The sequence below is a fragment of the Micromonospora sp. NPDC047074 genome, from assembly GCF_040643815.1.
Taxonomy (GTDB): Bacteria; Actinomycetota; Actinomycetes; order Mycobacteriales; family Micromonosporaceae; genus Micromonospora.
Window position 1 is genome coordinate 168,732 of record NZ_JBEYVB010000001.1, and the last position, 26,015, is coordinate 194,746.

The following is a 26,015-nucleotide window of genomic DNA, read 5'->3' on the forward strand; positions in this document are numbered from 1 at the left end:
GCCGGATGGGAGCAAGTCCGCTTGAAGTTGCAAGTGTGCAATGATGGCGGGGCCGCCCTCATCGTCTAGCGGCCCAGGACGCCGCCCTTTCAAGGCGGTAGCACGGGTTCGAATCCCGTTGGGGGCACGATCCGGCTTCGGCCGGAGGCAACAAAGCTAGGTCCTGTGGAGCAGTTGGAGTGCTCGCCGCCCTGTCAAGGCGGAGGTCGCGGGTTCAAGTCCCGTCAGGACCGCCAGCGCTGACGCCGCGCCCACCACGCGCGGCGTTCTGCGTATCGGAGCGTGTGACCCTCCCGGCGGGCAATCCGTCGTGCGGGTAGCATGAACCGAGCAACACGGCCAGGTAGCTCAGTTGGTACGAGCGTCCGACTGAAAATCGGAAGGTCGGCGGTTCGACCCCGCCCCTGGCCACATAGCCTTTCGCCGGGCTAAAGAGGTCCCCACCAGCGGAAACGCCGGTGGGGATCTTCTTGTGTGCCCTCCTGACGCAATCATCGGCGTTGCCCGTGGTTGACCGTCCTTGACGCCCTGAACGCCGCCGCTCCTTGCACCTTCTGGGCCAGTAAGCAGATCCTCGACGCCGCCAAGCCGACCTCTCGCCGTAATCACCTACTGCTGGACAACGAGAAACCAGTGGAACGGGCTCAAGGAACCCGACGCGGGCCCTCGCTCCGGAGCAGGACGTGCCAGGCCATCGCGGTCACGGCGAAGAACAGTGCCAACCCGAACAGGGCGCGCCCCAGCAGGTGAGGCATGGGAACGAGAAACGGTGCCTGCTGGAACAGCAGACACGCGCCGACCAACGCCTGGCCGCCGCCGATCCGAACGGGCTGGGACCGCTGCTTCCGCGGCAGTCGCACGGCCCGCACCCAGCGCGCGGGAAACCGTCGCGACACGGCGACGCGTACGCCGACGCCGATCATGCCGAGGTTGACGACCACGATCACGAGACGCAGGGCGATCCACACCGGCTCCGGGTCAGTCACGCTCATGCGGCCCATCATCGAGGAGAGTTTCAAGGCCGCAATCGCCCGGCGACCTCCCGCGCCACTCTGAACTGCGAAATGTGGTGCCTGATGAATCGGAGGGCCAACGGTTCGACCCCGCCCCTGGCCCCTGGTCACTCACCCCCACGCCGTGCTCGCGTGTCGTACCTCGCTCAACCTCCAAGATCGTGCTCGATCCTGGATCCAGTGGCCATTCTGGCGATTGGATGCCACTGGATCCAGGATCTAGTGCGATCTTGTATGCCCTGGTGCTGCGCGAGGCCGGCGTGTTCGACTCCGAACGTCGCCGGACGTGGGTCTGGTCCGCGCTCCCGGTCGCCGCGCCTGCCGGACGTCCCGTCGCCAGCGCCCATCTCAGGCTGACGGTGTCAGTGCCGCTGCTGACGATGTTGGGCCATTCCGCCCTGAATCGCCTCCCAGACGCTCCGTCCGGCCTGCCGCAGCGTCTCCCCCGCCTGCTCGGCGAGCTGGGCCGCGCTCTGCGCCCCGCCGGAGGTCTCGGCCGACCGGCCCGCCCCGCCCTCGGACGGGCCGCCCGACGGCGCACGCTTCCCGGCCTCCGGCCCGCCAGCGCCACGACCAGCGCCGACTTCTCCAGGCGTGGCGCCCCCGCCAGGCCCACCGACCCGCTCACCGCCCGGTTGCCGCGCGCTCTGCTCCGCGCGCCCCGGCTGCTGCCCGCCGCCCTCACCACCCGGGCGCTCCCCGCCACGCTCACCACCCGAGCGCTCCCCGCCACGCTCACCACCCGGACGCTCCCCGCCACGCTCACCACCCGGACGCTGCCCACCGCCCGGCTGCCCACCGCCCTCACCACCCGGCCGCTGCCCGCCGCCCTCACCACTCGGACGCTCCCCACCACGCTCACCACCCGGCCGCTGCCCGCCACGCTCCTCGCCGCCCGGCCGCTGCCCGCCCTGCCCCGGGGCGGCCTGGCCGGGCTCCCGCGTCTCGGGTCCGCCCTGCCCCCGCGGGGGCCGGTCGGCGACCGCACCGATCGCGCCCACCTGCTGACCGAGATCATCGGTCGCGCCGCCGGCCCGCTCCACCGGGGCCGTGAGCGGCGCCGGCGTGGCCACCGGTGGCGTCACCCGGTTCACGTCGGCGGGCACCGCCGTCGCCGTACGCGACAGTGCCTCGATGACCTGCGGGTTACGGTCGATGGTGGTGAGTGCCCGGTCGAGGATGTCCACCAGCTTCTCCAGCCGCACCTTGAGCAGCGCCTCGGCGTGCACGCCCGTGATGTCCAGCTCGACGCCCTTCAGGTGCACCCGGATCCCGGCGTCGAGTTCGAGGAGGTTGGCCAGCCGGGTCCGTAGCGACACGTCGGCGTCCAGCCCGTCCACGGCGAGCCGGATCGAGTCGACCGACACCTTCGGGATGTCCAACAGGACGTCCGGATCCCGCTCCTGCGCGTTCTCGCTCATGCTCCCCGCTCCGCATCCGCCGCCCGGGCCGGCCGGCACCGTCCGGCCCGCGTACCCGCTATCCGGCCGAACATCCCGCCGCACCGGCGTGCTGCCCCGTCAGCGGCGATTCCGGCCCGCACAAGGAGGTGTGAAGGGTCCGGAAAAGGACGTGGTTACGAAGCTGCGCACCTGGGCATCGGGCGGTATGGTCCGGGCCTATGGGACAGGAGATGGGTGATCCGGCCGACATCCGGCAGGAGCCCGATCAGTTCTCGCTGCGCAGCGTCCTCCTGGTCCCCGCCTCCGCAGAGCGGGCGTTCGAGGTGTTCACCGGATCTCTGATGCAGTGGTGGGTGGTGGAATACACCTGGTCCGGGCCGGAGAAGCTGGTCGAGCTGGGAATGGAACCGCGCGCCGGTGGGATGCTCTACGAGATCGGCCCGCATGGCTTCCGCTGCGACTGGGGCCGGGTGCTGACCTGGGATCCGCCCGAGCGGTTGGTCTTCACCTGGCAGATCGGGGCGGACCGGGCGCCGGTGCCGGATCCGGCGCGTGCGAGCGAGGTGGAGGTGCTCTTCCACCCGGACGGGCCGGAGCGGACCCGGGTGGAGGTCGCACACCGGTACTTCGACCGGCACGGCGAGGCCGCGGAGGGTTACCGGCAGGCGCTGACCGCCGGCTGGCACGAGCTGCTCAGCCGCTACGCGGCCAGGGTGGTCGGCCGCGTCGCCGGCTGACCGCCCCGCACCACTGACCGACGCCGACCACCCGCCGCGCCGACCGCCGGCCCGGGCGGTCAACCGGTCAGCGACCGATGCCGGGACGCCCGCCCGGCGCGGTGTCGACACCCCGGCCACCGAGATCGGCACGGCGACCCGCCTCCGCGCCCGAGCCGAAGCCGCCACCGGCCAGCCGACGCGGCGCGGCGGTGCGCAGTCGTGGGTACACCTCGGCGACGCGGTGCTGGACCCGGTGCGACCGGTCGGCCAGGACCAGCGCCATCGACCCGGTGCCCGCCTCGGCGACCGCCCCGGCCTCCGCCGCCCGCAGCCGTACGCCGACGACCTGGGCGAAGCCGGCCAGCCAGGAGCGCCGGAAGGCAGCGGGGTGCGCCCCCGTCGGCACCTCGGCACCGGCAAGCCCGTGCGCGGCCTGTACCAGCAGCGACGTGAAGAGCAGCTCGACCCGGGCCAGGTCGCTGGCGAAGCCGAACAGGTGCATGGTGAAGCCGGCGCCCTGCCGGCGGCGGACGCAGCGGCAGCGCAGCGGGTCGGCGACCGCGGCCAGCAGGCCGGCCTTGTCCCGGGCGTACGGGGCGACGACCTCGACCACCCGGTCGCCCACCGGGTCGGTGGCCGGGTCACGGGCGGCCAGCAGCGCCCGGTCCACGCCGTAGCGCGCGATCAACTCGGTCGCCTTGGCCGTGAACGCGGCCGACTCGGCGGGGGTGCAGGCCGGGTCCTCGGCCTGGGCCAGCAGTTTGCGCACCTTGCTGAGCATGGCGTCGGACATGCCCCTCAGCCTGTCACGGCGGGCCGACCCCGCCACGGCGCGACCTGCCCTCCCGCGCCGGCCGCAGGGCAGCACGTCAGCCGGCCGGGACGTCAGCCGGCCGGGCCGGGACGGTCAGCTGGCCCGGCTCCGCAGCGTCGCCACGGTCGAGCCGGCGAGGGTGAGCAGGCACTCCGGCAGCAGCCCGTCGGCCGCCGCCGCACCGAACAGCGCCTCGCCGGTGTCGGCGTCGGCGTTGGCGTACGCGCTGACGAAACGCGCCACCCAGCGGGTGTCGTAGTTCGCCTCGTCGATCCCGGGGAAGTCCAACGCGCAGGTGCCGGTCGGCACCCGCTCGCCGACCATCGTCGCGGCGAGGCACCAGGCCACCCCGTACGCACCGGCCAGGCCGGACCGGTCGACGACCGCGTCGAACGCCCCCACCACGGCATCGCCGTCCCCGGCCAGCGCCGAGCGGAGCACGGCGGTCGCGTCGTCGAGGGTCTGCTGTGGTGAGTCGGTCACCCACAGCACGGTAGAGGAAAGGGTCAAGACGTGCACGCCCGACCACTCTCCGTAGCCGGCGCTGGCTACCTGCGGATTGAGCCGCCTCCGTGGCCCCGCCGTACGCCCCGGCACGCTAATGTGCGCAGCGGACCTTCGCCGGAGGAAGGACGACCATGTTCAAGTCACGCCGCGTCTCGCGGGCGGCCACCCTTGCCGCCTGTACGACGTTCCTGCTCGCCGCAGGCGCCTGCGGGACCGAGGAGCCCGAGGAGGCGACCACCCACCAGGCGCGCCTCTACGGCACCGACGGCAACATGCTCAACTCGTACCCCGCCGAGCTGAAGGACCGCGCCGGCCTGGTCGACGGCATGAAGGGCACCACGCCGCTGACGCCGCTGCCCGAGGACTTCAAGAACCGGCTGAAGTCCGTCGACCCGGCGCTGGGCGACTTCCTCTACGCCGCCGAGGCGTACGACGCGGTGGTGATCAGCGCGATCGCCGCCCAGCTCGCGGGCACGACGGAGCCGGCGGCGATCGCCAAGCAGATCGTCGGGGTGACCAACGGCGGGCAGCGCTGCGAGGACCCGGCGGAATGCCTGGCGCTCGCCCGCGCGGGGCAGGACGTGGAGTACCGCAGCGTCTCGCTGACCCGGGCCGGTTTCACCGACGCCGGCGAGCCGTCCACCGCCAGCTACGCCACCCTGCACTTCGACGGGCAGCAGCTCAACGACGGCAAGACGGAGTTCGTCGGGGCCGGAGACGAGTCGTCGGCGAGCACCAAGGCCCCACCGAAGCCCAGCAAGCAGCGCGGGGGCCGGTCCGACCGCAGCGACGGCTCCCCGCTGGTCATCGGCGGCCTGATGCCGCAGACCGGTGACCTGGCGCTCGCGTACCCGCCGATGTCCGCCGGCACCCGGCTGGCGATCAAGGAGATCAACGCGGCCGGCGGGGTGCTCGGCGAGCCGGTGGTCTGGATCGACGGCGACGACGGCACGAGCCCGGCGGTCGCCAAGGCCACCGTTGCCAAGCACGTCGGGCAGAACGTGCACGTCATCATCGGCGCCGGCGCCTCCGGGATCTCCCGCGAGGTGCTTGCCGACGTGGTGGCGGCCGGGAAGGTGCTGTTCTCCCCGTCGAACACCGACGCCAGCCTGACCGAGCTGGACGACAAGGGCCTCTACTTCCGCACCGCCCCGCCGGACAGCCTCCAGGGCCGGGCGCTGGCCGACGTGATCCTCCGCGACGGGCCGCAGAAGATCGCCATCGTGGCCCGCAAGGACTCGTACGGCACGGGCCTGCAGGAGACCGTCCGGGCCGAGTTGGAACGCGCCGGCATCGCGGGCGACCGGCTCAAGCTGCTGACCTACGATCCGCCGGCCGACGCCAAGGCGAACCCGGTGAACTTCACCGCCGGGGCACAGGAGATCAAGGACTTCGGCGCCGAGGCCGTACTGATCATCGGCTTCGCGGAGTCCGCGCCGGTGATCCGGGCGCTCGCGGACGCCGGCGTCCAGATCCGGCACTGAACCGCCGACCCCTCCGGCCCTGACGGCCGCACCGGTGACCGGTGCGGCCGTCGTCGTTGCGGGCTCAGCGGGGGCGTCGCCGCTCCAGGAAGTCGGTCATCCGCCGGTGCTTCTCCTCGTCCTCGAAGAGCACCGCCTGGCTGACCAGGTCGAGGTGCGGGTGGGCGGCGGCCGGCGCGTCGACCGCCAGCTTGGTCAGCCGCAGCGCCAGCGCGGATCCCTTCGCCATCTCGTCCAGCAGCCCGTGGGCCGTGGGCAGCAGCTCGGCGGGCTCGGCCACCACCCGGTTGACCAGCCCGATCCGCAGCGCCTCCTCGGCGTCGACCCGCCGGCCGGTGAAGAGCAGCTCCTTGGCGCGGGCCTCCCCGACCAGCGCCGGCAGCCGGTGGGTCGCGCCCGCCCCGGCCAGGATCCCCAACCGCACCTCCGGCTGGCCGAACACGGCCCGCGCCGTGCAGACCCGCAGATCGCAGGCGTACGCCAGCTCGGCGCCGCCGCCCAGCGCGGGCCCGTCCACGGCCGCGACGGTCGGCATCGGCAGTGCCCTGATCCGGGCGAAAGCCGCCGAGTTGATGGCCGCGAGGGCATCCAGCCGACCCCGCTCACGCAACTGACCGATGTCCGCCCCGCCGGCGAAGATCCCCTCGGTGCCGCCGGTGAGCAGCAGCAGGCGGGGGTGCGCCTCCAGGTCCGCGCAGACCGCGTGCAGCTCGGCGATCAGGTCGGCGTCGATGGCGTTGCGCTTCTCCGGCCGGTCGAGGGTGACCACCAGCCGGTCCGGGTGCTCCTCGATCCGCAGCCCGCTCATGAGGGAACGCCGCCTTCCCAGCGGTAGAAGCCCTGGCCGGACTTCTTGCCCAGACGGCCGGCGGCCACCATCTCCACCAGCAGCTCAGGCGGCGCGAACCGGTCCCCGTACGCGGCCTGCAGGGTGCGCGCGATGTCCAGCCGCACGTCCAGGCCGACGATGTCGGTCAGCTCCAGCGGGCCGACGGGGTGCCGGTAGCCGAGCACCATCGCCTTGTCGATGTCGGCGGGGCTGGCCACCCCGTCGGCGACCATCCGGATCGCCTCCAGCCCGAGGGTGACCCCGAGCCGGGAGGTCGCGAAGCCGGGCATGTCGCGTACGACGACGGGGTCCTTGCCCAGCCGGCCGGCGAGCGCGACGGCCGCCGCGGCGGTCTCCTCGGCGGTGGCCGGGCCGACCACGATCTCGAGCAGCGCCATCGCCCAGACCGGATTGAAGAAGTGCAGCCCGAGGAAGCGTTCCGGCCGGGCCAGGCCCTCGGACAGCTCGGCGATCGGGATGCTGGAGGTGTTGCTGCCCAGCAGCGCCGGTCGCAGCGTCTCGGCCTCGCGCAGCACCGCGCGCTTCAGGTCCGGCCGCTCCGGTACGGCCTCCACCACCACGGCCGGCTCCTCGGCGACCTCGGCGAGCGCCGCCCGCAGCGTCACCCGCTCCTGGTTCGCGGCGGCCTGGTCGGCGCTCAGCTTGCCGCGCGCCACCGCCCTGTCCCACAGCTCCCCGAGCCGCTCGACGGCCGCCGCGCCCCGTGCCCGGTCCACCTCGACCAACTCGACGGTGTGCCCGGTCCCGGCCGCCACGTACGCGATGCCGAGCCCCATCGTGCCGGCCCCGACGACGACAAAGCGGTCGCTCATGACGCCTCCCTGTCTCCGGTGGCGGGCCGGGGTTGACCCGTGCCCCGCCGCCCGCTCCACTCGCTCATGGGCCGACCCTATGCAGCGACGATCTCCCCGGCATGCGTGGGGGCGCGGCGGATCGGGTAACAACGGCCGTCAACCGAGGGAAGGACGGGTCAGATGAGCCAGGCACCGGAGACCGCGCACAGCGCGGACACGGCGGAGACCGTGGAGACGCGCGGGGACGAGCGGGTCGACCTGTTGCGGGCCGACACCAACAACGACGGCCGCACCGACGTCTGGATTGCCGACACCGACGGTGACGGCAAGCCCGACCTGTTCCAGTTCGACACGAACGGTGACGGCAAGGTGGACATCACGATGGTCGACCTCGACGAGGACGGCACCCCGGACGAGGTGGTCGACGGCGACGGCGGCCTGCCGCCCGAGCAGCTTCCCCCGACCGTCCAGGTCTGAGACTCCGCCCGGGCCCCGCCCGCAGGCCGCACTGAGCCGTTAGAAAGGGCACCTTCCTCTACCGGAAGCGCTAGGAAGGTGCCCTTCCTAACCGGCCAGGCGCAGGGTGGCCAGGTAGTACGGCGCGTCCCGGTCGTCCACGTCGGCCAGTCGCCACGCGGTGCCCCGGACCAGCTCCGCCAGCTCGTCCGGCGAGCAGACCAGGTAGTCGAACCACTCGGTGCCCAGCTCCCGGTAGCGCAGTCGGAGCCGGAGCTGCCCGCCGAGCCGGCCCCGGCGCCGGTTGCGCTCGTGATATCCCGTGTGCACCGGGTCCCGGGTGCCGTACGGGTCGGTGCCCTGCGCGATGACCTGCGCCCCCGGCCGGGCCAGCGCGGCGAGGGCGGCCAGCAGGACCGGCGCCCGGTCCCGCCCCTCCAACAGGCCGACGTTGTTGCCGAGCAGCAGGAAGGTGTCGTAGCGGCGGCCGTCCGCGACGTGCTCGTCGACCGTGCCGTGCACCAGGTCGCGTACGCCCCGGCGCCGGCACACGGCCAGCGCCCCGGCCGAGGTGTCCAGCCCGGTCACCGGCACGCCCCGTTCCTGGAGCAGCAACGCGATCCGTCCCGCCCCGACCCCGACATCCAGGGTCGCGCCCCGGGCCCGGTCCACGGCCCGGTGGTCGTACGGCTGCCAGTCCGCCGGCCCGTCCAGGTAGTGCGCGGCGGGTGCGCCGTTGACCAGCCCGTCGTCGCGTTCGATGATCTCGATGACCGGTCGCGGCAGCCGCCCGCCGGCCAGCGGCCGGGGGCCGACCCCGGTGGCCACGGCGAGCGCGTCGCGCAGCACCTCGCCGAACACGTCACCGATCCGTGGCTCCACCGTCACGGGCTTCACGCTATCCGGCCGCTCAGTCAGCCGCACCGGCCTTATCCTTGCGGAATGACCACCCTGGACCGCCTCACGGCGGAGAAGTACATCCTGCTCACGACCTTCCGCAAGGACGGTCGTGCGGTGCCGACCCCGGTCTGGGCGGTGCGCGACGGCGACGCGCTGGCGGTGTGGTCGGCGGCGGACGCCGGAAAGGTGAAGCGGATCCGGCGCAGCGGCGACGTGACGGTGGCGCCGTGCGACGTCCGGGGCCGGCCGCACGGCGAGGCGGTCGCCGCCCACGCGACCCTGTACGACGCGGCCGACACCCGGCGGGTGCGCGAGCTGCTCAAGCAGAAGTACCGGCTGCTCGGGCGGCTCACCCTGCTCGGCAGCCGGCTGCGTCGCGGCGAGGGCGGCACGATCGGCATCCGGGTCGCCCTGACGGACCAGCCGCCGGCCGGCGCCTGATCCCGCCCGGGCTCCACACACGACGAGGGGCGACGGACCTGGTCCGTCGCCCCTCGTGGTCACACCTCTTGACTACCCGTTGGTCAGTCCCCTTGGCGCTGCTGGGGGATCTGTCCCTGTAGCAGGGCCCTGACCTCCGACTCACGGTACCGGCGGTGGCCACCCAGCGTGCGGATGGCGCTGAGCTTGCCTGCCTTGGCCCACCGGGTCACCGTTTTCGGGTCGACACGGAACATCGACGCCACCTCGGCCGGTGTGAGTAGCGGCTCTGGTTCGTGCGTTCGCGATGCCATCGGTCACTCCTCCACATGTATAGACATCGGCCGGGGTCCCGCCGGCCGACGCGTCTCCCATGGTCCGGCTAGTCCCCGATGTCCGACATGGGCCGAACGGCCGAACGTCCCTAGACGGACGGATGAACCATGCCCGATTTATGCAACTTTAATATGGCAGAAAGTACCTTATTCGGACTCATGATCACGGTTCGTGAAGCGTCAACTACGAGCGCATCTCGACTTCGGGGCGCTCTCTGGGGGATTTCGGTCAATTGCACCGTTCCAGTAGCTGCACCGCGCGCCACCGGGCCACCAACGTGTCGTACGCCGTCGAGGCCTCCTCGGCCTCGCCCCGGGACAGCCCGGCGAGCCCCTTCGCCACCAGTTCGGGCGAGTCGTCGGCGGTCAGCTTCTCGTCCGGGAGCAGGTCGACCAGGCCCCCGTAGTCCAGCTCCACCATCGACCGCGGGTGGAACTCCTCGAGCCAGCGGGCGGCCTCCTCGACCGCCTCCGTGATCGGCGCGTCGCCGACCGACTTGCGCAGCACCGACAGGGCGCGCGAGGAACGGCGTCGCGCCTTGGAGATTTCCGTCCGGTAGCGCAGCGCCCGCCGCCCGGGGTGGGTCACGTGGTGCCGCTCCTCCGCGTCGAAGAGCACGAACCAGCGCAGTGGAACGCCCCACGTGGCGATCTGCTCGTGCACCCGCGGCACGCCGTGCTCCAGCACCCGGGCCCCGCTGCGCCAGTCCTCCACCACGGCCTTGGCCTGACCGGCGAGCACCGGCGGCACGAAGGCGTCGGCGAGCACCGGCGGTACGCCGTCACGCGCGTTCAACGCCGCCTCGGCCACCCGGATCCGCAGGTTCCACGGGCAGACCAGCAGCGTCTCGTCGGTCTCCAGGACGTACGCCTCGTCCGGCAGGTCGGGCAGCCGGGTCCAGCCCGCCCCGAGCGCCTCGATCACCGACGTCCGTTGCCGGCCCGGCCCCTCGACCGGTGCCACCGCCCGCCCCTGATCGACGTAGCGCCGCCAGTACGACTGGCGGTCCCGGTCGAAGGCGGTCAGCGGCTCGTACACGCGCAGGTATGAAGCGAAGAGCGACGGCACGGCGCGATCCTCCCACGAATTGGAACCCGGCCGTCGTCGCGCCGCGAGCACGCAGGCCGTGGCCGGTCGGACGGCGTCGGCCGATACTAGGCTCAGCGGCACCGGCAGCATCCCGCCGGCGTCCACCGGTCCGCGTCCCACAAGGATGCACCCACACCAGGAGCGAGTCATGGGCGTATTCGCCAGCAACGACGACCCGGGATCCAGCGGCCACGAGCAGGTCGTGTTCTGCCAGGACAAGCAGTCCGGCCTGAAGGCGATCATCGGCATCTACTCCACCGCGCTCGGCCCCGCCCTCGGCGGCACCAGGTTCTACCCGTACGCCAGCGAGTCCGACGCCCTCGCGGACGTGCTCGACCTGTCCCGGGGCATGGCCTACAAGAACGCCCTGGCCGGGCTGGACCTCGGCGGCGGCAAGGCGGTCATCTGGGGTGACCCCGAGCGGATCAAGAGCGAGGCGCTGCTGCGCGCGTACGGCCGCTTCGTGGAGTCCCTCGCCGGGCGCTACTACACCGCCTGCGACGTCGGGACCTACGTCGCCGACATGGACGTGATCGCCCGCGAGACCTCCTACGTCACCGGCCGCAGTGTCGAGCACGGCGGCGCCGGTGACTCCTCGATCCTCACCGCGTGGGGCGTGTTCCAGGGCATGCGGGCGGCGGCCGAGCACGTCTGGGGCGCCCCGACCCTCGCCGGCCGGCGGGTCGGTGTGGCCGGCCTGGGCAAGGTCGGCAAGTACCTCGTCGGTCACCTGCTCGACGACGGCGCCGAGGTGGTGGCCACCGACGTCAGCCCGAGGGCCCTGGAGTGGGTACGCGACAACCACCCGCAGGTCGCGCTGGTCGACGACACCGCCGCGCTGGTCGCCAGCGACATCGACGTGTACGCCCCGTGCGCGCTGGGCGGCGCGCTCGACGACGACACGGTGCCGGTGCTGCGTGCCCGGGTGGTCGCCGGCGCGGCCAACAACCAGCTCGCCCACTCGGGCATCGAGAAGATCCTGGCCGACCGGGGCATCCTCTACGCGCCGGACTACGTGGTGAACGCCGGCGGCGTGATCCAGGTGGCGGACGAGATCGAGGGCTTCAACTTCGAGCGGGCCAAGCTGCGCGCGACCCGGATCTACGACACCACCCGGGAGATCCTGCGGCTGGCCGACGCCGAGGGCGTTCCGCCGGCGGTGGCGGCCGACCGGTTGGCGGAGCGGCGGATGGCCGACGTCGGCCGGCTGCGCACGATCCACCTGCGCTGAGCGCTCCGGGGGCGGAGCGGACGTTTCGCCCCCGGCCCCGGCGAGCGGCGCGTCCCGTTAAGCTGGATTCGCGGGGCTATGCCCGGTGTCACGGGCGCCTCCCAATACCGCTCCTTACCGGGTACAATCGGTGACGGCCGGTTGACCGCGACGCGCGGTGCCGGCCGACGGTAACCCGAGGTGCCGAACGGTGGCATCCCCATGTACCGTAAGAGCCACGAGAGATGCCTGACGTCATCGGGGCCCGCCTTCGGGCTGCCCCGCATTCTGTGCGAGGGGGTCGAGCCATGGGGCGCGGCCGTGCTAAGGCCAAGCAGACGAAGGTGGCCCGGGAGTTGAAGTACCACTCCCCGAACACCGACCTCACCGCCTTGCAGCGCGAGTTGGCGGGTGCTGGTAAGTCTGAGCACAACTTCGACGACGACTACAAAGAGTACGTCGAAGACGATGATGAGGATCACGCGGACGAAGACCCGGATCCCTGGGTACGTCCGACCCGCTGACCTCCGGTAGCAGCTGAGCACGCGGTCATCGCCCGCGTGCTCACGCATGTGCTCATCGAAGCGGCGCCACAACCACGATTAGGGACCTGACCCCTGCCGGAGACTCCTCCGGCCCGTGGTCGGGTCCCTGATCGTGGTGTGTCTCAGCGGGGACGGTTGTTCCAGTTGTAGAACGTCGGGATGTTCTCGAAGTGGTTCCAGGCGCAGACGGCGCTGGCACCGTCGCCGCCCGCCACCTCCGCCCGCAGTCGCCGCGCGACCTCGGCCTCGTGGAGCAGTGCGGTGAGCCCCGGCGCGGCGTCCCGCACCCGGTCGGCGACCTCGTCCGGGGCGGCGTGCGCCCTCTGGTCAGGCTGCCGGTCAACGGTGGTCTCGGGCATGCTCCAACACTCCCTCCAGTAAGTGGATCTTGCTGTTGCGGCAGTGCGTGGTCTGCGTACCGTCGAAACGCCCCTGCTCGAAGTAACGGTTGGCCGCGTGGCCGCCGCCACAGAAGCCGAAGTAGGGACAGGACGAGCGGCACGCCTCGACGCCGGCGAGGAACTCGCCGACCCAGGGCGTCCGGTCCGCCTGGACGAGGATCTCAGCCAACGGGGTGGCCAGCACGTTACCGCTGCTGAAGTCGCCGTACCGGGCGTCGGTGAAGCCCGCCAGCTCGGGCGAGAGCACGGTGACCGAGCCGTCGTGACCGACGGTCGGGATCGGGTCCAGCCGCCGGGGCAGCAGCTGGTCGGCGGTGCCGTCCAGCACCGCCGCGGCGTACCGCAGCGACCACTCCACCTCACGCAGGTGGATCCGGGGGTCCCGGCGCCAGGCCGCCAGCAGCTCCGCCCAGAAGGCGGTCACCTGCCGGTCGTCGTGGGAGTTGTCCCGGACGTTGACCCCCTCGGTCTCCTCGATGTTGACGCCGAGCACGTCACACCCCAGACCGAGGAAGTAGTCGTACAACTCGGCGGCGCGGCCCGGCTCGGGGCGTCCCACCACCGCCAACGCCGAGAACGGCAGGCCGTGTCGGCGCAGGGCCGTCACGCCGCGCATGATCCGGTCGTACGCGGGCCGCCCGCCCCGGGTGACCCGCTCGCCGTTGCGCTCGCGCGGGCCGTCCACGCTCACGCTCACCCGCACCCCGTGCTCGACGAAGAACGCGCACCAGGCGTCGTCGATCAGCGTGGCGTTGGTCTGCACGTGGTGCTCGACCTCGGGCCCGAAGGGCGCGATCAGCGCGGCCAGGTGCTCCCGGCCGGCGGCCAGCGGCTCGCCACCGTGCCAGACGACGGAAAACCGGCCCGCCGCCGCCCACGGGTTCACCGAGGCGGCCACCGCCTCGGCGACCGCCACCGACATCCGTCGATCGGCTTGCCGGAACGGCAGGTAGCAGTAGGCGCAGTCCAGGTTGCACAGGGTGGTGGGCTGCATGACCACGTACGAGGGGACGGCGGCCAGGCCGCGCATCCCGCTGAACGACTGTCCACGGGCAGCCATTGCCCTCCTCAGCGCCTGAAGGACTGCCGGGGAATCCGGGCGGATCGCCCCGACAGGTTGAGGGTGCCCTTCAGGCTAGGCGGCGACGGCCACTCGGGTGAAGCCCTGATCAGGTGTCCGTATGATCACCTGAGCGTGATCATCCCCGGGTGTGCTGGCCGATCATCTGCACGTTGCCGGAGCCCTCGATGATCTCGCCGGCCTGCCACGCGTCGACGCCCCGGCCGGTCAGGGTGGCCAGCGCGCGGTCCGCGTCCTCGGCGGAGACGATCGCGAACATGCCGACACCCATGTTGAAGGTCGCCTCCATCTCCGGGTCCTCGATCCGCCCCTTGGACTGGATCAGGTCGAAGATCGGCTGCGGCTTCCAGGTGGAGCGGTTGACCACCGCGTCGACGTGCTCGGGGAGCACCCGGACGAGGTTGCCGGGGATGCCGCCGCCCGTGACGTGGGCGATCGAGCGCACCTCGGCCTCGGCGATCAGCTTGAGGCAGTCCTGCGCGTAGATCTTGGTCGGCGTGAGCAGCTCCTCGCCGAGGGTGCGCTGCCGGCCGAAGTCGTCGATCACCACGTCGAGCCGCATCCGACCGGCGCCCAGCAGCACGTGCCGCACCAGCGAGTAGCCGTTGGAGTGCAGGCCGGAGGAACGCATCGCGATGACCACGTCGCCCACCTCGACCCGGTCCGGGCTGAGGATGTCGCTCTCCTCCACCACGCCGACACCGGTGGCGGAGATGTCGTACTCGTCCGGACGGAGCACACCCGGGTGCTCGGCCGTCTCGCCGCCCAGCAGGGCGCAGCCGGCGTACCGGCAGCCGTCGGCGATGCCGGCGCCGATCTCGGCGACCTTGTCCGGCACGACCTCGCCGGTGGCGATGTAGTCGAGCAGGAAGAGCGGCTCCGCGCCGCAGGCGACCAGGTCGTCGACGACCATCGCGACCAGGTCGATGCCGACCGTGTCGTGGATGTCCATCTGCTGGGCGATCACCAGCTTGGTGCCCACGCCGTCCGTGGACGAGGCCAGGATCGGGTTCTTGTACTTCTTCGTGTCCAGCCGGAACAGGCCGGCGAAACCGCCCAGATCGCCCATCACCTCGGGGCGCCGGGTCTGCTTCACCTTCGACTTCAGCAGCTCGACCGCGCGGTCACCCGCCTCGATCGAGACGCCCGCGTCCGCGTACGAGACCGAGCGTTTGCGCGCCTGGCGACCGGTGCCCGCTGTCCAGGGCTGGCGGTCGCCGCCAGCGCCGGTCGGGCTGCTTCCTGCGCCGCTGCGCTCGGACACGTGCGTCACGGTTCTCCCCTTTGTGGTTCTGGCGTCGCGTCGGCGGTGACCGACCACGCCGGGCGGTGCTACGGGCGGTGTGTGGTTACGCCGCCCGGAGTGGCGACGAGCGGAGGAACGGGGTGCTCAGCGGTCTCGGGCGCCTCCGCGACGACCCGCCGGCCCACCCCTTCGAGCACGTGCTTGCCGATCATGTTGCCGGCGGGCAGCTCGATCGGGTACTCCCCGTCGAAGCACGCGCGGCACAGCCGGGTCTTCGGCTGCTCGGTGGCGGCGATCAGGCCGGGAAGCGACACGTAGCCGAGCGTGTCCGCCCCGATCGAACGCCGGATGCCGTCGTTGTCCAGCCCGTTGGCCAGCAGCTCGGCCCGGGTGGCGAAGTCGATGCCGTAGAAGCACGGCCAGTTGACCGGCGGCGAGGAGATGCGTACGTGCACCTCCAGCGCGCCGGCCTCGCGCAGCATCCGCACGATCGCCCGCTGGGTGTTGCCGCGCACGATCGAGTCGTCGACCACGACCAGCCGCTTGCCCCGGACGTTCTCCCGCAGCGGGTTGAGCTTGAGCCGGATGCCGAGCTGGCGCAGCGTCTGCGACGGCTGGATGAAGGTGCGCCCGACGTACGGGTTCTTCATCAGGCCGGCGCCGTAGGTGATTCCGGACTCCTCGGCGTAGCCGATCGCGGCCGGGGTGCCGGACTCCGGCACCGGGATCACCAGGTCTGCCTCGACCGGGTGCTCCCTGGCCAGCTGGCGGCCGATCTGCACCCGGGCGGCGTGCACGTTCCGGCCGGCGATGGTGGCGTCCGGGCGGGCGATGTAGACGTACTCGAAGAGGCAGCCCTTCGGCTCCGGGGCGGCGAACCGGCTGGAGCGGAGACCGTCCTCGTCGATCGCGATCAGCTCGCCGGGCTCGACCTCACGGACCACGCTCGCGCCGACGATGTCCAGCGCGGCGGTCTCGCTGGCCACCACCCAGCCGCGCTCCAGCCGACCCAGCACCAGCGGGCGTACGCCGTGCGCGTCCCGGGCCGCGTAGAGGGTCGACTCGTCCATGAACACGAAGCTGAACGCGCCACGAAGCTGCGGCAGCACCTCCAGCGCCGCCGCCTCGACCGACAGGTCCGGACGGCTGGCCAGCAGCATCGTCACCAGGGAGGTGTCGTTTGTCGAACCGTCGGCCTCCAGGCCCCGCTCGGCGACCTCGCGCTGGAGCTCGGCGGTGTTGACCAGGTTGCCGTTGTGCGCCAGCGCGATGGTGATGCCGGACGTGGTGGACCGGATCGTCGGCTGGGCGTTTTCCCAGGTCGAGCCGCCGGTGGTGGAGTAACGGACGTGGCCGATCGCCAGGTGCCCGCGCAGGCTCGCCAGGGTCGGCTCGTCGAAGACCTGGGCGACCAGGCCGAGATCCTTGTAGACCACCACGCCCGAACCGTCGCTGACGGCTATGCCGGCGGCCTCCTGGCCCCGGTGTTGCAGGGCGTAGAGACCGAAGTAGGTCAGGTTGGCGACCTCCTCCCCGGGCGCCCAGACGCCGAAGACGCCGCACTCGTCCTGTGGGCCTGGTTGTTGGGGATCAAGGTCGTGGCTCAGCCGGCCGTCGCCTCGGGGCACCTGCGCTCCCTCATGCTGATCTGGACCGGCCTTGCGGAGCCTCGCGGGAAGGGAATCCGCACTTCTCGGCCGGGACCACCGTCGTCGCCTGACAGTGTACGCGAATCGCTGTCGACACAGAAAGTCACGATCCGGCTCCGATCCGTCATCGGTCGATGGCCATCGGCGCAGCTAGAGCGGCAGATGCGCGGAGAGATCTGCCCGGATTCCACTCATCCGTACGCGACCCTGGGTGACTGCGACGGCCCATTCGAGCCGCCCGGTGGCCACCGCCAGCCAGGTCTCCGGATCCATCTCGACGACGTTCGACGGGGTGCCACGGGTGTGTCGGGGGCCGGTAATGCACTGAACTGCGCCGTAAGGTGGGACACGCACCTCCACCGATCGGCCGGGGGCGCGCTCCGCGAGGACGGTCAACAGGGCACGTACCGCCTCCCGGAGAACCGGTCGATCCGGGGCCCGCCCCTCGTCAAGCGCCGACAACGCCGCCGCGACCGCGGCGGACTTAATGTGCGGAGAGGACACGACGGGACGATACGGCCCCGACGCAACACGTCTCACGCTGGCCCTGGGTCGCGCTGATCCGGTCAGACAAGGCATAGTTGCCGACGGCGTATTCGTACCGTGATGATCCCCGGCCCGGCGCCCCGCCGGTCGAGGGAAGTCAGTCCGGAAGGCGGTGGACGTGTCAACACACCGACGTGCCTGGAAGCAGCGGGCCGGTGTGGTCGTGGCGCTGGTTGTCGGCGCCCTGCTCGCCGCCCCTGCCACACCAGCCCTAGCTGCCGACGTTACCGTGTCGCCCGGCTCGGTCACCCTCAACGCCGGCAGCGACGCCGCCGTCACTGTTCTGGTAAGACCAGGCAACGGTGACGACAAGGCTCGAATCAGCCTCGCTGGCCTACCGGGTGGCGTGAGCTGCTCTGGCGGCTGCGGGGATATCGACTTCAACAACGGCCAGCCAAAGCCCCATCTGCTGCGAATCAGGGCCAACGACAACGCCGGGGACGCGAACGTCACCGTGACGGTTGCGGTCGAGGCCAACTCTGGCCCGGGCACCGCCCCCCTTCAGCTAACCGTGAAGGGCCGGGCGCAGCCGACCCAGGCGCAGCCGCAGACCGTCAAGTCGGTCTCCGGCAAGGTGGTCGCCCAGGCCAACGGCAAGGCCGTGCCGAACGCCGTGGTGATGCTCCAGGACGGTGCCGGCAAGAAGATCGACACGGTCAGCGACGACGACGGCAACTTCCGCTTCAACGGCACGACGGACCGGCCGATCGCGCCGGGCCGACTCGCCGTCGGCGCCAGCGTCGGTGAGGTGTACGCCACCAAGAGCTTCGACGCCGCCGCCGGGCAGTCGATCACCGGCCAGCGCATCACGCTGGCGATCAAGGTCGAGACCACCCCGAGCCCGACCCCGTCGACCTCCGAGGAAGCCGTTCCCACCGAGGAACCCCTCGAGGAGACCCCCACGGAGAGCGCCGACGCGGCCCCGGGCGCGGCGGCCAACACCAGCAACGAGGACTCCGGCGGGATGGGGTCCTGGCTGATCATCCTGCTTGGCGGCCTGCTCGTCGCCGCCGGTGTCGGCACCATCGTGCTGCTGTGGATGCGGCGCAAGGAGAACGGCGACGAGACCGACGACGCCCCGGCGGGTGCCGCGGCCGGCGCGATCCCGGCGGCGCGCGGTGGGTTCCGTGGTTCGGACGACCAGACCCGGGTGGTCAACCGGGTCGGCGCCGGGCCGGATCCGACGATGGTCGGCGGTGCCGCGCTCAGCGACGCCCCGACGATGATGCAGCGCCCCGTGGTCGACGACGTGCCGCCGGACCCGTACGGCGCTCCCCCGCAGCCCTACGGCGCAGCGGGCGGCCAACAGGGCTGGGGCGGCAACAGCGGCTACGGCGACGAGCCGTCCGGTTCGGGTGGCTACGGCGGCTACGGCAACGCGCCGTCGTCCGGCAGCGGCGGCTACGGCAACGCGCCGTCCTCCGGCAGCGGCTACGGCAACTCCGGCGGCGGCTACGGCAACGCCCCCGCCTCGGGTGGCGGCTACGGCGCCGACGACTACGGCTCGGCGGGTGCTGGCGGCGGCCGGGGTTACGGCGAGCGGTACGACGAGCCGACCGGCCGCTACACCGGCGACGCCACCCAGTACCCGGCTCCGGCCGACCCGTACGCGACCGGCGTCTACCAGCCCGACCAGGGCCAGGGCTACGGCCAGTCCGACAGCGGGGCGTACCGCCGGGGCGGGGAGCCGACCGGTGGCTACGAGCGCGGCGGCTACGACCAGCAGGGCGGTGGCTACGGCGGCCAGCAGGGCGGCGGCTACGGGCAGGAGCCCGCGCAGCGCGGCGGCTACGACGACCGGGGCGGCTACGGCGGCCAGCAGGGCGGCGGCTACGGCCAAAGCGGCGGCTACGACCAGCCCACCTCGTACGACAACCAGGGCGGCTACGGCGGCCAGCAGGGCGGCTACGGGCAGGAGCCCTCGCAGCGCGGCTACGACGACCGGGGCGGCTACGGCCAGGGCGGATACGGCCAGCAGGGCGGATACGACGAGCAGGCCGGTCGTGGGCGCGCGGACGGCCCGCCGCAGCAGGACCGGGGCGGTCGCCGGCTCGACTGGCTGGACGACTGACCCACTCGGGGCACAGGCCTCGAAGCCCAGCGACCACACGGCGAGGGCCGTCCGGAGCGATCCGGGCGGCCCTCGCCACTGTGCGGGTGAGCTGGCTGGACCGACGCGTGGCCGGCGGGATCGAGCGCACGGACCGCTCCGAGACGCGGGGCTGGCCGGGCGGAATCGCGTCGGGCGGCATCGAGTCAGGCGGCGGAGAAGACGCCCTGACGCAGGACCGGGACCACGTCCGAGACGCCGACCCGGACGGCGACCTCCACGTCCCCGGCGAAGCCGCCCTCGACGAGCTCACGGCCGGACACGCAGCCGCGTACGGCAGCGGGGACGTCGGGGGTGCTGGCGAGCGCGGCGAGGGCCATGGCCGCCTCCACGGAGAGACCGCCGGGCACACCGGAGAGGGCATCCAGCACGCCGGCCGCCCCGAGCTGATCCTCGACGGACGGGCGCAGCGACCCGTCCGGCCAGCGTTCGCCGGCGGCTATCACGCCGATCGGGGCGTTCGTCGAGCCGTACCCCTGCTGGCGCAGCCACCGGCCGACGGCGCCCGCGTTGCGCAGGCAGGCCGCGACCACCGGCAGCCCGGTGGCACTGGCCGCCGCGCTGATCGCCGAGCCGTTCGGCGAGGGCAGCACCAGGTCGGCCACGACCGGCGCGGTGGTCAGCGCCGCCGGCGAGAGCGACCACGGGTGGTCCGGGGCCGTCTGCCGGCGGCCCACCGCCGCGACGGCGCCGACCCGCCGCGCGTACTCGGCCGCCTGTGCGCCCCACGGGAACGGGTGCACCCGCATGCCGCGCCCGACCGCGACGTCCACGGCGGTGGTGAACGAGAGCACGTCCACCACCACCAGCACCGCGCAGACCCGGCCGAGTTCGGCCGCCCCGGTCAGCCCCCAGTCGAACCGGGCGCCGGAACCGGGTTGGGTCTGGACGGCCGCCGCCAACGCCTCAGCGCTGGCCGGGCTCGGTGTCACCGGTTTCGGGGGCGGGCGTCCCGCCGGTCTCGGCCGGCCCGTCGGCGGGATCGGCCGCCGGCTGCGGACCTGACCCGGCCGCGTCCGCCGGGGTCACCGGCTCGACGGCACCGGTCGTCGGAGCCGGCGCGGCCGACGCGATCGGCTCGGCCGCGACCTCCGCCGGGTCCACCGGTGCCGCCTCGGACGGCTCGGCGACGGGCAGCGGCACGGCCTCGACCGCACCCGCCACACCGGCGGCCGGAGCGGGCACGTCGACGACGCCCGCGCCCCCGAAGAGGCGCGGCAGCGTCTCGCCGTGCGCGGCGCGCAGCTCGTCCAGGTCGATCCGGAACTGGCCGTGCACGTCCAGGGCACCGCCGGCCGGATCGGTGACGCCGATCAGCTCGAACGGCACCCCGCGCTCGGCGCACAGGGCCGTGAACGCCTTCTCATGGCCGCGCGCCACCGAGACCAGGACCCGCCCGGCGGACTCGCTGAACAGATAGACGAACGGCATCGAACCGCCGTCGAACCGCTCCGGCACCGCGATCCGGGCACCGACGCCGCGCCGCAGGCAGGACTCCACCAGGCCCTGCGCGAGACCGCCGTCGGAGAGGTCGTGCGCGGAGCTGAGGTGCCCGACGCGCGCGGCCTCCGCCATGAGGTCGGCCAGCAGCCGCTCACGGTCGAGGTCGACCTGCGGGGGTACGCCACCGAGGTGCTCGTGGGTCACCCAGGCCCACTCGGAGCCGGAGAGTTCCACGTGCGTCTCGCCGAGCAGGAAGATCTGGTCGGGCTCGCCGCCCGGCCGGGGCGCGAAGCCCATCGGCACCCGGTCGGCCACGTTGTCGAGCACGCCGAGCACGCCGACCACCGGGGTCGGGTGGATCGGCGCCGCGCCGGTCTGGTTGTAGAAGCTGACGTTGCCGCCGGTGACCGGGATCCCCAGCTCGGCGCAGCCGTCGGCCAGACCACGGACGGCCTCGGCGAACTGCCACATCACGCCCGGGTCCTCCGGCGAGCCGAAGTTCAGGCAGTTGGTGACGGCGATCGGCTTCGCGCCCGTGACGGCGACGTTCCGGTACGCCTCGGCCAGCGCGAGCTTGGTGCCATGGTAGGGGTCGAGCCGCGCGTACCGACCGTTGCCGTCCACCGAGAGCGCCACGCCGAGCCCGGTCCGCTCGTCGATCCGGATCACGCCGGAGTCCTCCGGCTGGGCGAGCACGGTGTTGCCCAGCACGTACCGGTCGTACTGCTCGGTGACCCAGGTCTTGTCGGCCAGGTTGGGCGACGCGATCATGCGCAGCACGGTCTCGCGCAGCGCCTCGGGGGTGGCCGGCCGGGGCAGCGTCTCCGCGCGGTCGGCCTGGAGCAGGATCAGGTCGGCCGGCTCACGCATCGGGCGGGCGTAGACCGGACCGTCGTCGACAAGCGAGCCCGGCGGCACGTCGACCACCAACTGGTCCCGCCAGGTGATCAGCAGCCGGCCCGGCCGGCCGTCCGGCTCGGGCGGCGTGACCTCGCCGATGGCGGTGGCCCAGACGCCCCACTTGTCGGCGGTCTTGAGCACCGCGTCGAGCTTCTCCGGCTCGACCACCAGCAGCATCCGCTCCTGGGACTCGCTGGCCAGGATCTCGTGCGGCTCCATCGAGGGCTCGCGCAGCGGCACCAGCTCCAGCCGGACCCGCATGCCGGTGCCGGCCGCCGCGGCGGTCTCGGTCAGCGCACAGGTCAGGCCGGCGCCGCCGAGGTCCTGGATGCCGACGACGAGCTGGGCGTCGTAGAGCTCCAGGCAGGCCTCGATGAGCAGCTTCTCCATGAACGGGTCGCCCACCTGCACCGACGGGCGGCGCTTCTCGCTGCCCTCGTCGAAGGTGGCGCTGGCCAGCACCGACACGCCGCCGATGCCGTCCCGGCCCGTCTTGGCGCCCATCAGCACGACGACGTTGCCCGGGCCGGCCGCCGCCTTGTTCTGCAGCCGGTTGACCGGCAGTACGCCGAGGCAGAGCGCGTTGACCAGCGGGTTGCCCTGGTAGCAGGGGTCGAAGACGACCTCGCCGCCGATGTTCGGCAGGCCGAGGCAGTTGCCGTAGCCACCGACGCCGGCGACCACGCCGGGCAGCACCCGGGCGGTGTCGGGGTGGTCGGCGGCGCCGAAGCGCAGCGGGTCCATCACCGCGACCGGGCGGGCGCCCATGGCCAGGATGTCGCGGACGATGCCGCCGACGCCGGTGGCGGCGCCCTGGTAGGGCTCGACGAAGCTCGGGTGGTTGTGCGACTCGACCTTGAAGGTCACCGCCAGCTCGTCGGAGATCTGCACCACGCCGGCGTTCTCGCCGATGCCGGCGAGCAGCCGGTCGCTCGGCGGGGCCTTCTCGCCGAACTGGCGCAGGTGGACCTTGCTCGACTTGTAGGAGCAGTGCTCGCTCCACATGATCGAGTACATCGCCAGCTCGGCCTGGGTGGGCCGGCGGCCGAGGATCTGCCGGATCCGGTCGTACTCGTCGTCGCGGAGGCCGAGTTCGGCGTACGGCTGGAGTTCGTCGGGGGTGCCCCCGGCGAGCGGCACCGTGTCCAGGCCGGGGGCCCAGTCGGCGGTCGCCGGCCCGGTCCGCCCGACCGGCGGCACGATGTCGGCCGGACGCGGCTCCACCGGCTGCGCCGGGGCGGCCGGGAAGGCCTCCGGGTTCTCCCGTACCTCGTCCGGGTGGGTGCTCATGACCTCTCCTCGCTGCGCTCGCGCCCGCCGGACGGGCGGGTGAGCCGACCGATGATGCCGCGCACGGTCACGCCGGCGCCCCCACCAGGTGCTTGAGCACCGAGGTGAAGAAGCCGAGCCCGTCCAGGGAGGGGCCGGTGAGCGCCTCCACCGCGTGCTCGGGGTGCGGCATGATGCCGACCACGTTGCCGGCAGGGTTCGTGATCGCGGCGATGTCGCGCTGCGACCCGTTGGGGTTGCCGCCGACGTAGCGGGCGACCACCCGGCCCTCGGCTTCGAGCTGGTCCAGCGTCGCGGTGTCGGCGACGTAGCAGCCCTCGCCGTTCTTGACCGGGATCAGCACCTCCTGGCCGGGCTGGAAGGCGTTCGTCCACGCGGTGCCGACCGACTCGACGCGCAGGATCTGGTCGCGGTTGCGGAAGTGCAGGTGCTGGTTGCGGGTGAGCGCCCCGGGCAGCAGGTGCGCCTCGCAGAGGATCTGGAAGCCGTTGCAGATGCCGAGCACGGGCAGGCCGCCCCGGGCGGCGTCCACGATCGTCTCCATCACGGGGGCGAACCGGGCGATGGCCCCGCAGCGCAGGTAGTCGCCGTAGGAGAAGCCGCCGGGCAGGACGACGGCGTCCACCCCGTGCAGCCGCGGGTCACCGTGCCAGAGACGGACCGGTTCGGCGCCCGCGATCCGGACGGCCCGGGCCGCGTCCCCGTCGTCGAGCGAGCCGGGGAAGGTGACCACACCGACCCGGGCGGTCACGAGCGGGCGTCCACGGTCTCGTCGGCCTCGACCAGACGGACCGTGAAGTCCTCGATGACCGGGTTGGCGAGCAGCTTGTCGGCGATTTCCCGGGCCCGGTCCAGATCCGGTTCGCCGGTGAACTCGATCTCGATCCGCCTGCCGATCCGAACCGAGGCGACGTCGCTGACGCCGAGCCGGGGCAGCGCGTTTGCGACGGCCTGGCCCTGGGGATCGAGGATCTCGGGCTTGAGCATGACGTCGACGACGACGCGAGGCACTGGGGCACTCCTGACTGTGTACGCAGTTGGGTGCCGACCCACAACGGGCGAGCGCAGCCAGCCTACCTGGCAGATAACGCCCCGGACGCACCGGCCGGAGCAGTTCAGGCAGTGATTGGCGGCACCGTCGCCGGGCCCGGGAGACCGATACGGGTTCGTTGCGATCTCGATGCGTGTCCGTTGCCGATCGATCCGTTTCGCCCCGCTCCGCGGACCGCCGGCCCGCCCGGCCCGCCATACCAGGCGATCCATAACCCTCGATGGATATCTTGTGAGCCACCCCTCCGGGGCCCTACCGTACATCGTCGTACGTCGATCAGAGTAGGTGGCCGCCGGGCCCCCGCCCGCCGGCCGACAGTTCGCCCCGGTGAAACCCGGGCCCCGCCCCGAAGGAGCCCCCATGCGCATCCGATCCATGATCGCGGTGCTGGCCACCGCAGCGGCCGGCCTGCTCGGCGCCAGCTCCGGCGCCCTCGCCGCCCCGGCCGGTCCGCAGCCCATCATCGGCGGCGGCACCGTCTCGTCGGCCCCGTGGGCCGCCGCCGTGCTCAGCAACGGCTCGTTCACCTGCTCCGGCACCATCATCGCGCCGGACTGGGTGCTCACCGCCCGGCACTGCGTCAGCGGCACGATGTCCGTCCGGGTCGGCAGCGTCAACCGCACCTCCGGCGGCCAGACCCGCACGGTCAGCGCCACCTACAGCCGGTACGACCTGGCCCTGATGCGGCTGTCCAGCTCCGTCAGCACCTCGTACGTCACGCTGGCCAACAGCAACCCGCCGCTCAACTCCACCAACTCGATCTACGGCTGGGGCATGACCTGCTACAGCGGCTGCTCGGCGTCCACCCAGCTCAAGACGGCCACCGTCCGGGTGACCAGCAACAGCGCCACCGACGCCTACGGCGGCCAGGCCATCCGGAGCACCCGGATCAACGGCAACGCGTGGCGGGGCGACTCGGGCGGCCCGCAGTTCTACAACGGGGCCCAGGTCGGCGTCGCCTCCACCGCCGACGGCCAGAGCATCCAGAACTACGGCAGTGTCGCGTACAACCGGGCCTGGATCACCCAGACGGCCGGTGTCTGACGGTTAGCGCCCCGGGCGGCGCGGATGGCCGGCGAGGTGCCGGCCGTCCGCGCCGCGCCGTTTTGCAGCATCCGATCAGGTGACCAGGGCCGCCGATCGGGCGCCGGTCACCCTGACAGCATCGGAAACGTGCTGGTCGTGACGACGGAGCAACTACCCGGGTACGAGATCCGCCAGATCCTCGGCGAAGTGGTGTCATCGATGGCCAGGACGCGGAACCCGTACCGCGAGGGGGTCAAGAACCTGCGCGGTGGCGCGTACGACCCGATGGCCCCGGACAACCTGACCCGGTGGCGTACGGACTCGGTGGCCCGGCTCGGCGAGGAGGCCCGCCGCCTCGGCGCGAACGCCGTGGTGGGGATGCGCTTCGACAGTCGCGACTGCGGCGAGATGTGGATGGAGATCTGCGCGTACGGCACGGCCGTGATCGCGGTCGCCAAGGTGCCCGACGTCATGCCGCACGACCAGCCGCTGGTCGCCGCGGAGACAGCGCAGGACCCCGCCTTCGCCGACTCCCCGGGCGGCATCGCCGAACCCGCGAGCGCCCCCAACCTCCGCTCGGCGGCCGAAACCCCCACCCGCGACGCCTAACCCGCCCGACCCCGCCCTCTCCCCCTCCGTCCCCGCCCTGACCCCGTTGATCATGAGGTTAGCGGCGGTTTCTGAGATCAACTTCGCCGCCAACCTCATGATCAACGGGATCTTGGCCGGGGG

The 26,015-nt window shown here is 72.5% G+C and carries 27 protein-coding genes and 3 tRNA genes; 12 read left to right on the forward strand and 18 right to left on the reverse strand.

What is annotated here, in order from left to right:
* Window positions 1–54: 54 nt before the first annotated feature.
* The 3 genes from ABZ809_RS00825 to ABZ809_RS00835 all read left to right on the forward strand — a co-directional run bounded on the left by ABZ809_RS00825 (window position 55) and on the right by ABZ809_RS00835 (window position 411).
* Window positions 55–127: transfer RNA gene (locus ABZ809_RS00825), tRNA-Glu, on the forward strand.
* 32 nt (window positions 128–159) lie between these two features.
* Window positions 160–236, forward strand: a tRNA-Asp gene (locus ABZ809_RS00830).
* Between the two features lie 101 nt (window positions 237–337).
* Window positions 338–411: transfer RNA gene (locus ABZ809_RS00835), tRNA-Phe, on the forward strand.
* A gap of 233 nt (window positions 412–644) precedes the next feature.
* Here the strand turns inward: ABZ809_RS00835 and ABZ809_RS00840 are convergent.
* Together ABZ809_RS00840 and ABZ809_RS00845 are read right to left on the reverse strand one after the other, a co-directional pair.
* Window positions 645–992 (reverse strand): hypothetical protein, encoded by a 348-nt coding sequence (locus tag ABZ809_RS00840; RefSeq protein ID WP_357560240.1) that lies wholly within the window; start codon window positions 990–992, stop codon window positions 645–647.
* A gap of 383 nt (window positions 993–1,375) precedes the next feature.
* Window positions 1,376–2,434: a hypothetical protein gene (locus ABZ809_RS00845; RefSeq protein WP_357560241.1), complete on the reverse strand. Its 1,059-nt coding sequence runs from the start codon at window positions 2,432–2,434 to the stop codon at window positions 1,376–1,378.
* A 200-nt stretch (window positions 2,435–2,634) separates the two neighbouring features.
* Between ABZ809_RS00845 and ABZ809_RS00850 the strand changes: the two genes are divergently transcribed.
* On the forward strand, window positions 2,635–3,153 hold the full coding sequence (locus tag ABZ809_RS00850) for an SRPBCC family protein (RefSeq protein ID WP_357560242.1): 519 nt from the start codon (window positions 2,635–2,637) through the stop codon (window positions 3,151–3,153).
* A gap of 67 nt (window positions 3,154–3,220) precedes the next feature.
* Here ABZ809_RS00850 and ABZ809_RS00855 read toward each other — a convergent pair whose 3' ends face one another.
* Window positions 3,221–3,928, reverse strand: coding sequence for a DUF2786 domain-containing protein (locus ABZ809_RS00855; protein ID WP_357560243.1), 708 nt, complete (start codon window positions 3,926–3,928; stop codon window positions 3,221–3,223).
* A gap of 114 nt (window positions 3,929–4,042) precedes the next feature.
* Window positions 4,043–4,432, reverse strand: a complete 390-nt coding sequence (locus tag ABZ809_RS00860) for a hypothetical protein (RefSeq protein ID WP_357560244.1) — start codon at window positions 4,430–4,432, stop codon at window positions 4,043–4,045.
* A gap of 155 nt (window positions 4,433–4,587) precedes the next feature.
* Between ABZ809_RS00860 and ABZ809_RS00865 the strand changes: the two genes are divergently transcribed.
* The gene (locus ABZ809_RS00865) at window positions 4,588–5,940 is read left to right on the forward strand and encodes an ABC transporter substrate-binding protein (protein WP_357560245.1); all 1,353 of its coding nucleotides are present in this window, start codon (window positions 4,588–4,590) and stop codon (window positions 5,938–5,940) included.
* Between the two features lie 64 nt (window positions 5,941–6,004).
* On the opposite strand, the gene ABZ809_RS00870 is transcribed toward ABZ809_RS00865, so the two are convergent.
* Entirely contained in the window at window positions 6,005–6,748 is a 744-nt protein-coding gene (locus ABZ809_RS00870) for an enoyl-CoA hydratase/isomerase family protein (RefSeq protein ID WP_357560246.1), read from the reverse strand.
* Window positions 6,745–7,602, reverse strand: coding sequence for a 3-hydroxyacyl-CoA dehydrogenase family protein (locus ABZ809_RS00875; protein WP_357560247.1), 858 nt, complete (start codon window positions 7,600–7,602; stop codon window positions 6,745–6,747). The genes ABZ809_RS00870 and ABZ809_RS00875 overlap by 4 nt, the downstream gene beginning before the upstream one ends.
* Window positions 7,603–7,764: 162 nt before the next feature.
* On the opposite strand from ABZ809_RS00875, the gene ABZ809_RS00880 reads away from it, so the two are divergent.
* On the forward strand, window positions 7,765–8,061 hold the full coding sequence (locus ABZ809_RS00880) for a hypothetical protein (protein WP_357560248.1): 297 nt from the start codon (window positions 7,765–7,767) through the stop codon (window positions 8,059–8,061).
* Between the two features lie 87 nt (window positions 8,062–8,148).
* Here ABZ809_RS00880 and ABZ809_RS00885 read toward each other — a convergent pair whose 3' ends face one another.
* Entirely contained in the window at window positions 8,149–8,928 is a 780-nt protein-coding gene (locus ABZ809_RS00885) for a class I SAM-dependent methyltransferase (protein WP_357560249.1), read from the reverse strand.
* 54 nt (window positions 8,929–8,982) lie between these two features.
* Between ABZ809_RS00885 and ABZ809_RS00890 the strand changes: the two genes are divergently transcribed.
* Entirely contained in the window at window positions 8,983–9,381 is a 399-nt protein-coding gene (locus tag ABZ809_RS00890) for a PPOX class F420-dependent oxidoreductase (protein ID WP_357560250.1), read from the forward strand.
* 83 nt (window positions 9,382–9,464) lie between these two features.
* Here the strand turns inward: ABZ809_RS00890 and ABZ809_RS00895 are convergent, their stop codons facing one another.
* Together ABZ809_RS00895 and ABZ809_RS00900 are read right to left on the reverse strand one after the other, a co-directional pair.
* Complete coding sequence (locus tag ABZ809_RS00895; RefSeq protein WP_007073996.1) at window positions 9,465–9,674, reverse strand: BldC family transcriptional regulator; 210 nt, start codon at window positions 9,672–9,674, stop codon at window positions 9,465–9,467.
* Between the two features lie 250 nt (window positions 9,675–9,924).
* Window positions 9,925–10,764 (reverse strand): hypothetical protein, encoded by an 840-nt coding sequence (locus ABZ809_RS00900; protein ID WP_357560251.1) that lies wholly within the window; start codon window positions 10,762–10,764, stop codon window positions 9,925–9,927.
* Between the two features lie 169 nt (window positions 10,765–10,933).
* Here ABZ809_RS00900 and ABZ809_RS00905 point away from each other — a divergent pair, with 169 nt between their 5' ends.
* Both ABZ809_RS00905 and ABZ809_RS00910 read left to right on the forward strand, forming a co-directional pair.
* Window positions 10,934–12,016: a Glu/Leu/Phe/Val dehydrogenase gene (locus ABZ809_RS00905; RefSeq protein WP_357560252.1), complete on the forward strand. Its 1,083-nt coding sequence runs from the start codon at window positions 10,934–10,936 to the stop codon at window positions 12,014–12,016.
* A 287-nt stretch (window positions 12,017–12,303) separates the two neighbouring features.
* Window positions 12,304–12,519 carry a DUF3073 domain-containing protein gene (locus tag ABZ809_RS00910; RefSeq protein WP_357560253.1) on the forward strand — a complete coding sequence of 72 codons (216 nt, stop codon included), beginning with the start codon at window positions 12,304–12,306 and terminating at the stop codon, window positions 12,517–12,519.
* A gap of 143 nt (window positions 12,520–12,662) precedes the next feature.
* Here ABZ809_RS00910 and amcA read toward each other — a convergent pair whose 3' ends face one another.
* The 5 genes from amcA to ABZ809_RS00935 form a co-directional block, all read right to left on the reverse strand.
* A complete protein-coding gene (gene amcA / locus ABZ809_RS00915) occupies window positions 12,663–12,899 on the reverse strand; it encodes a multiple cyclophane-containing RiPP AmcA (RefSeq protein WP_357560254.1) in 237 nt (78 codons plus the stop codon).
* A complete protein-coding gene (amcB, locus tag ABZ809_RS00920; protein WP_357560799.1) occupies window positions 12,880–13,971 on the reverse strand; it encodes a cyclophane-forming radical SAM peptide maturase AmcB in 1,092 nt (363 codons plus the stop codon). Before amcB ends, amcA begins: the two co-directional genes overlap by 20 nt.
* Window positions 13,972–14,140: 169 nt before the next feature.
* Window positions 14,141–15,295 (reverse strand): phosphoribosylformylglycinamidine cyclo-ligase, encoded by a 1,155-nt coding sequence (gene purM / locus ABZ809_RS00925; protein ID WP_357560255.1) that lies wholly within the window; start codon window positions 15,293–15,295, stop codon window positions 14,141–14,143.
* Between the two features lie 59 nt (window positions 15,296–15,354).
* On the reverse strand, window positions 15,355–16,896 hold the full coding sequence (gene purF / locus ABZ809_RS00930; protein WP_357560256.1) for an amidophosphoribosyltransferase: 1,542 nt from the start codon (window positions 16,894–16,896) through the stop codon (window positions 15,355–15,357).
* 171 nt (window positions 16,897–17,067) lie between these two features.
* Entirely contained in the window at window positions 17,068–17,421 is a 354-nt protein-coding gene (locus ABZ809_RS00935; protein ID WP_357560257.1) for a sterol carrier family protein, read from the reverse strand.
* A 160-nt stretch (window positions 17,422–17,581) separates the two neighbouring features.
* On the opposite strand from ABZ809_RS00935, the gene ABZ809_RS00940 reads away from it, so the two are divergent.
* Window positions 17,582–19,534, forward strand: a complete 1,953-nt coding sequence (locus ABZ809_RS00940; protein ID WP_357560258.1) for a hypothetical protein — start codon at window positions 17,582–17,584, stop codon at window positions 19,532–19,534.
* 185 nt (window positions 19,535–19,719) lie between these two features.
* Here ABZ809_RS00940 and ABZ809_RS00945 read toward each other — a convergent pair whose 3' ends face one another.
* From ABZ809_RS00945 to purS, 4 genes are all read right to left on the reverse strand, one after another.
* Window positions 19,720–20,475 carry a 2-phosphosulfolactate phosphatase gene (locus ABZ809_RS00945; RefSeq protein WP_357560800.1) on the reverse strand — a complete coding sequence of 252 codons (756 nt, stop codon included), beginning with the start codon at window positions 20,473–20,475 and terminating at the stop codon, window positions 19,720–19,722.
* Between the two features lie 4 nt (window positions 20,476–20,479).
* Entirely contained in the window at window positions 20,480–23,206 is a 2,727-nt protein-coding gene (gene purL, locus ABZ809_RS00950) for a phosphoribosylformylglycinamidine synthase subunit PurL (protein WP_357560259.1), read from the reverse strand.
* A gap of 67 nt (window positions 23,207–23,273) precedes the next feature.
* On the reverse strand, window positions 23,274–23,957 hold the full coding sequence (purQ, locus tag ABZ809_RS00955) for a phosphoribosylformylglycinamidine synthase subunit PurQ (RefSeq protein WP_357560260.1): 684 nt from the start codon (window positions 23,955–23,957) through the stop codon (window positions 23,274–23,276).
* Window positions 23,954–24,217: a phosphoribosylformylglycinamidine synthase subunit PurS gene (purS, locus tag ABZ809_RS00960; protein WP_155329437.1), complete on the reverse strand. Its 264-nt coding sequence runs from the start codon at window positions 24,215–24,217 to the stop codon at window positions 23,954–23,956. Before purS ends, purQ begins: the two co-directional genes overlap by 4 nt.
* Before the next feature lie 400 nt (window positions 24,218–24,617).
* Between purS and ABZ809_RS00965 the strand changes: the two genes are divergently transcribed.
* Window positions 24,618–25,301: a trypsin-like serine protease gene (locus ABZ809_RS00965; RefSeq protein WP_357560261.1), complete on the forward strand. Its 684-nt coding sequence runs from the start codon at window positions 24,618–24,620 to the stop codon at window positions 25,299–25,301.
* 24 nt (window positions 25,302–25,325) lie between these two features.
* The gene (locus ABZ809_RS00970) at window positions 25,326–25,892 is read left to right on the forward strand and encodes a YbjQ family protein (protein ID WP_357560262.1); all 567 of its coding nucleotides are present in this window, start codon (window positions 25,326–25,328) and stop codon (window positions 25,890–25,892) included.
* Window positions 25,893–26,015: the final 123 nt, after the last annotated feature.

Bases quoted from the DNA above. Each gene is read 5' to 3' on its own strand.
- purL (WP_357560259.1), bottom strand. From the start codon at position 23,206: ATGAGCACCCACCCGGACGAGGTACGGGAGAACCCGGAGGCCTTCCCG.
- ABZ809_RS00905 (WP_357560252.1), top strand. From the start codon at position 10,934: ATGGGCGTATTCGCCAGCAACGACGACCCGGGATCCAGCGGCCACGAG.
- ABZ809_RS00840 (WP_357560240.1), bottom strand. From the start codon at position 992: ATGAGCGTGACTGACCCGGAGCCGGTGTGGATCGCCCTGCGTCTCGTG.
- ABZ809_RS00910 (WP_357560253.1), top strand. From the start codon at position 12,304: ATGGGGCGCGGCCGTGCTAAGGCCAAGCAGACGAAGGTGGCCCGGGAG.
- ABZ809_RS00880 (WP_357560248.1), top strand. From the start codon at position 7,765: ATGAGCCAGGCACCGGAGACCGCGCACAGCGCGGACACGGCGGAGACC.
- ABZ809_RS00895 (WP_007073996.1), bottom strand. From the start codon at position 9,674: ATGGCATCGCGAACGCACGAACCAGAGCCGCTACTCACACCGGCCGAG.
- ABZ809_RS00865 (WP_357560245.1), top strand. From the start codon at position 4,588: ATGTTCAAGTCACGCCGCGTCTCGCGGGCGGCCACCCTTGCCGCCTGT.
- ABZ809_RS00970 (WP_357560262.1), top strand. From the start codon at position 25,326: ATGGCCGGCGAGGTGCCGGCCGTCCGCGCCGCGCCGTTTTGCAGCATC.
- ABZ809_RS00845 (WP_357560241.1), bottom strand. From the start codon at position 2,434: ATGAGCGAGAACGCGCAGGAGCGGGATCCGGACGTCCTGTTGGACATC.
- amcA (WP_357560254.1), bottom strand. From the start codon at position 12,899: ATGCCCGAGACCACCGTTGACCGGCAGCCTGACCAGAGGGCGCACGCC.
- ABZ809_RS00965 (WP_357560261.1), top strand. From the start codon at position 24,618: ATGCGCATCCGATCCATGATCGCGGTGCTGGCCACCGCAGCGGCCGGC.
- ABZ809_RS00855 (WP_357560243.1), bottom strand. From the start codon at position 3,928: ATGTCCGACGCCATGCTCAGCAAGGTGCGCAAACTGCTGGCCCAGGCC.
- ABZ809_RS00850 (WP_357560242.1), top strand. From the start codon at position 2,635: ATGGGACAGGAGATGGGTGATCCGGCCGACATCCGGCAGGAGCCCGAT.
- ABZ809_RS00890 (WP_357560250.1), top strand. From the start codon at position 8,983: ATGACCACCCTGGACCGCCTCACGGCGGAGAAGTACATCCTGCTCACG.
- ABZ809_RS00875 (WP_357560247.1), bottom strand. From the start codon at position 7,602: ATGAGCGACCGCTTTGTCGTCGTCGGGGCCGGCACGATGGGGCTCGGC.
- ABZ809_RS00870 (WP_357560246.1), bottom strand. From the start codon at position 6,748: ATGAGCGGGCTGCGGATCGAGGAGCACCCGGACCGGCTGGTGGTCACC.
- amcB (WP_357560799.1), bottom strand. From the start codon at position 13,971: ATGCGCGGCCTGGCCGCCGTCCCCTCGTACGTGGTCATGCAGCCCACC.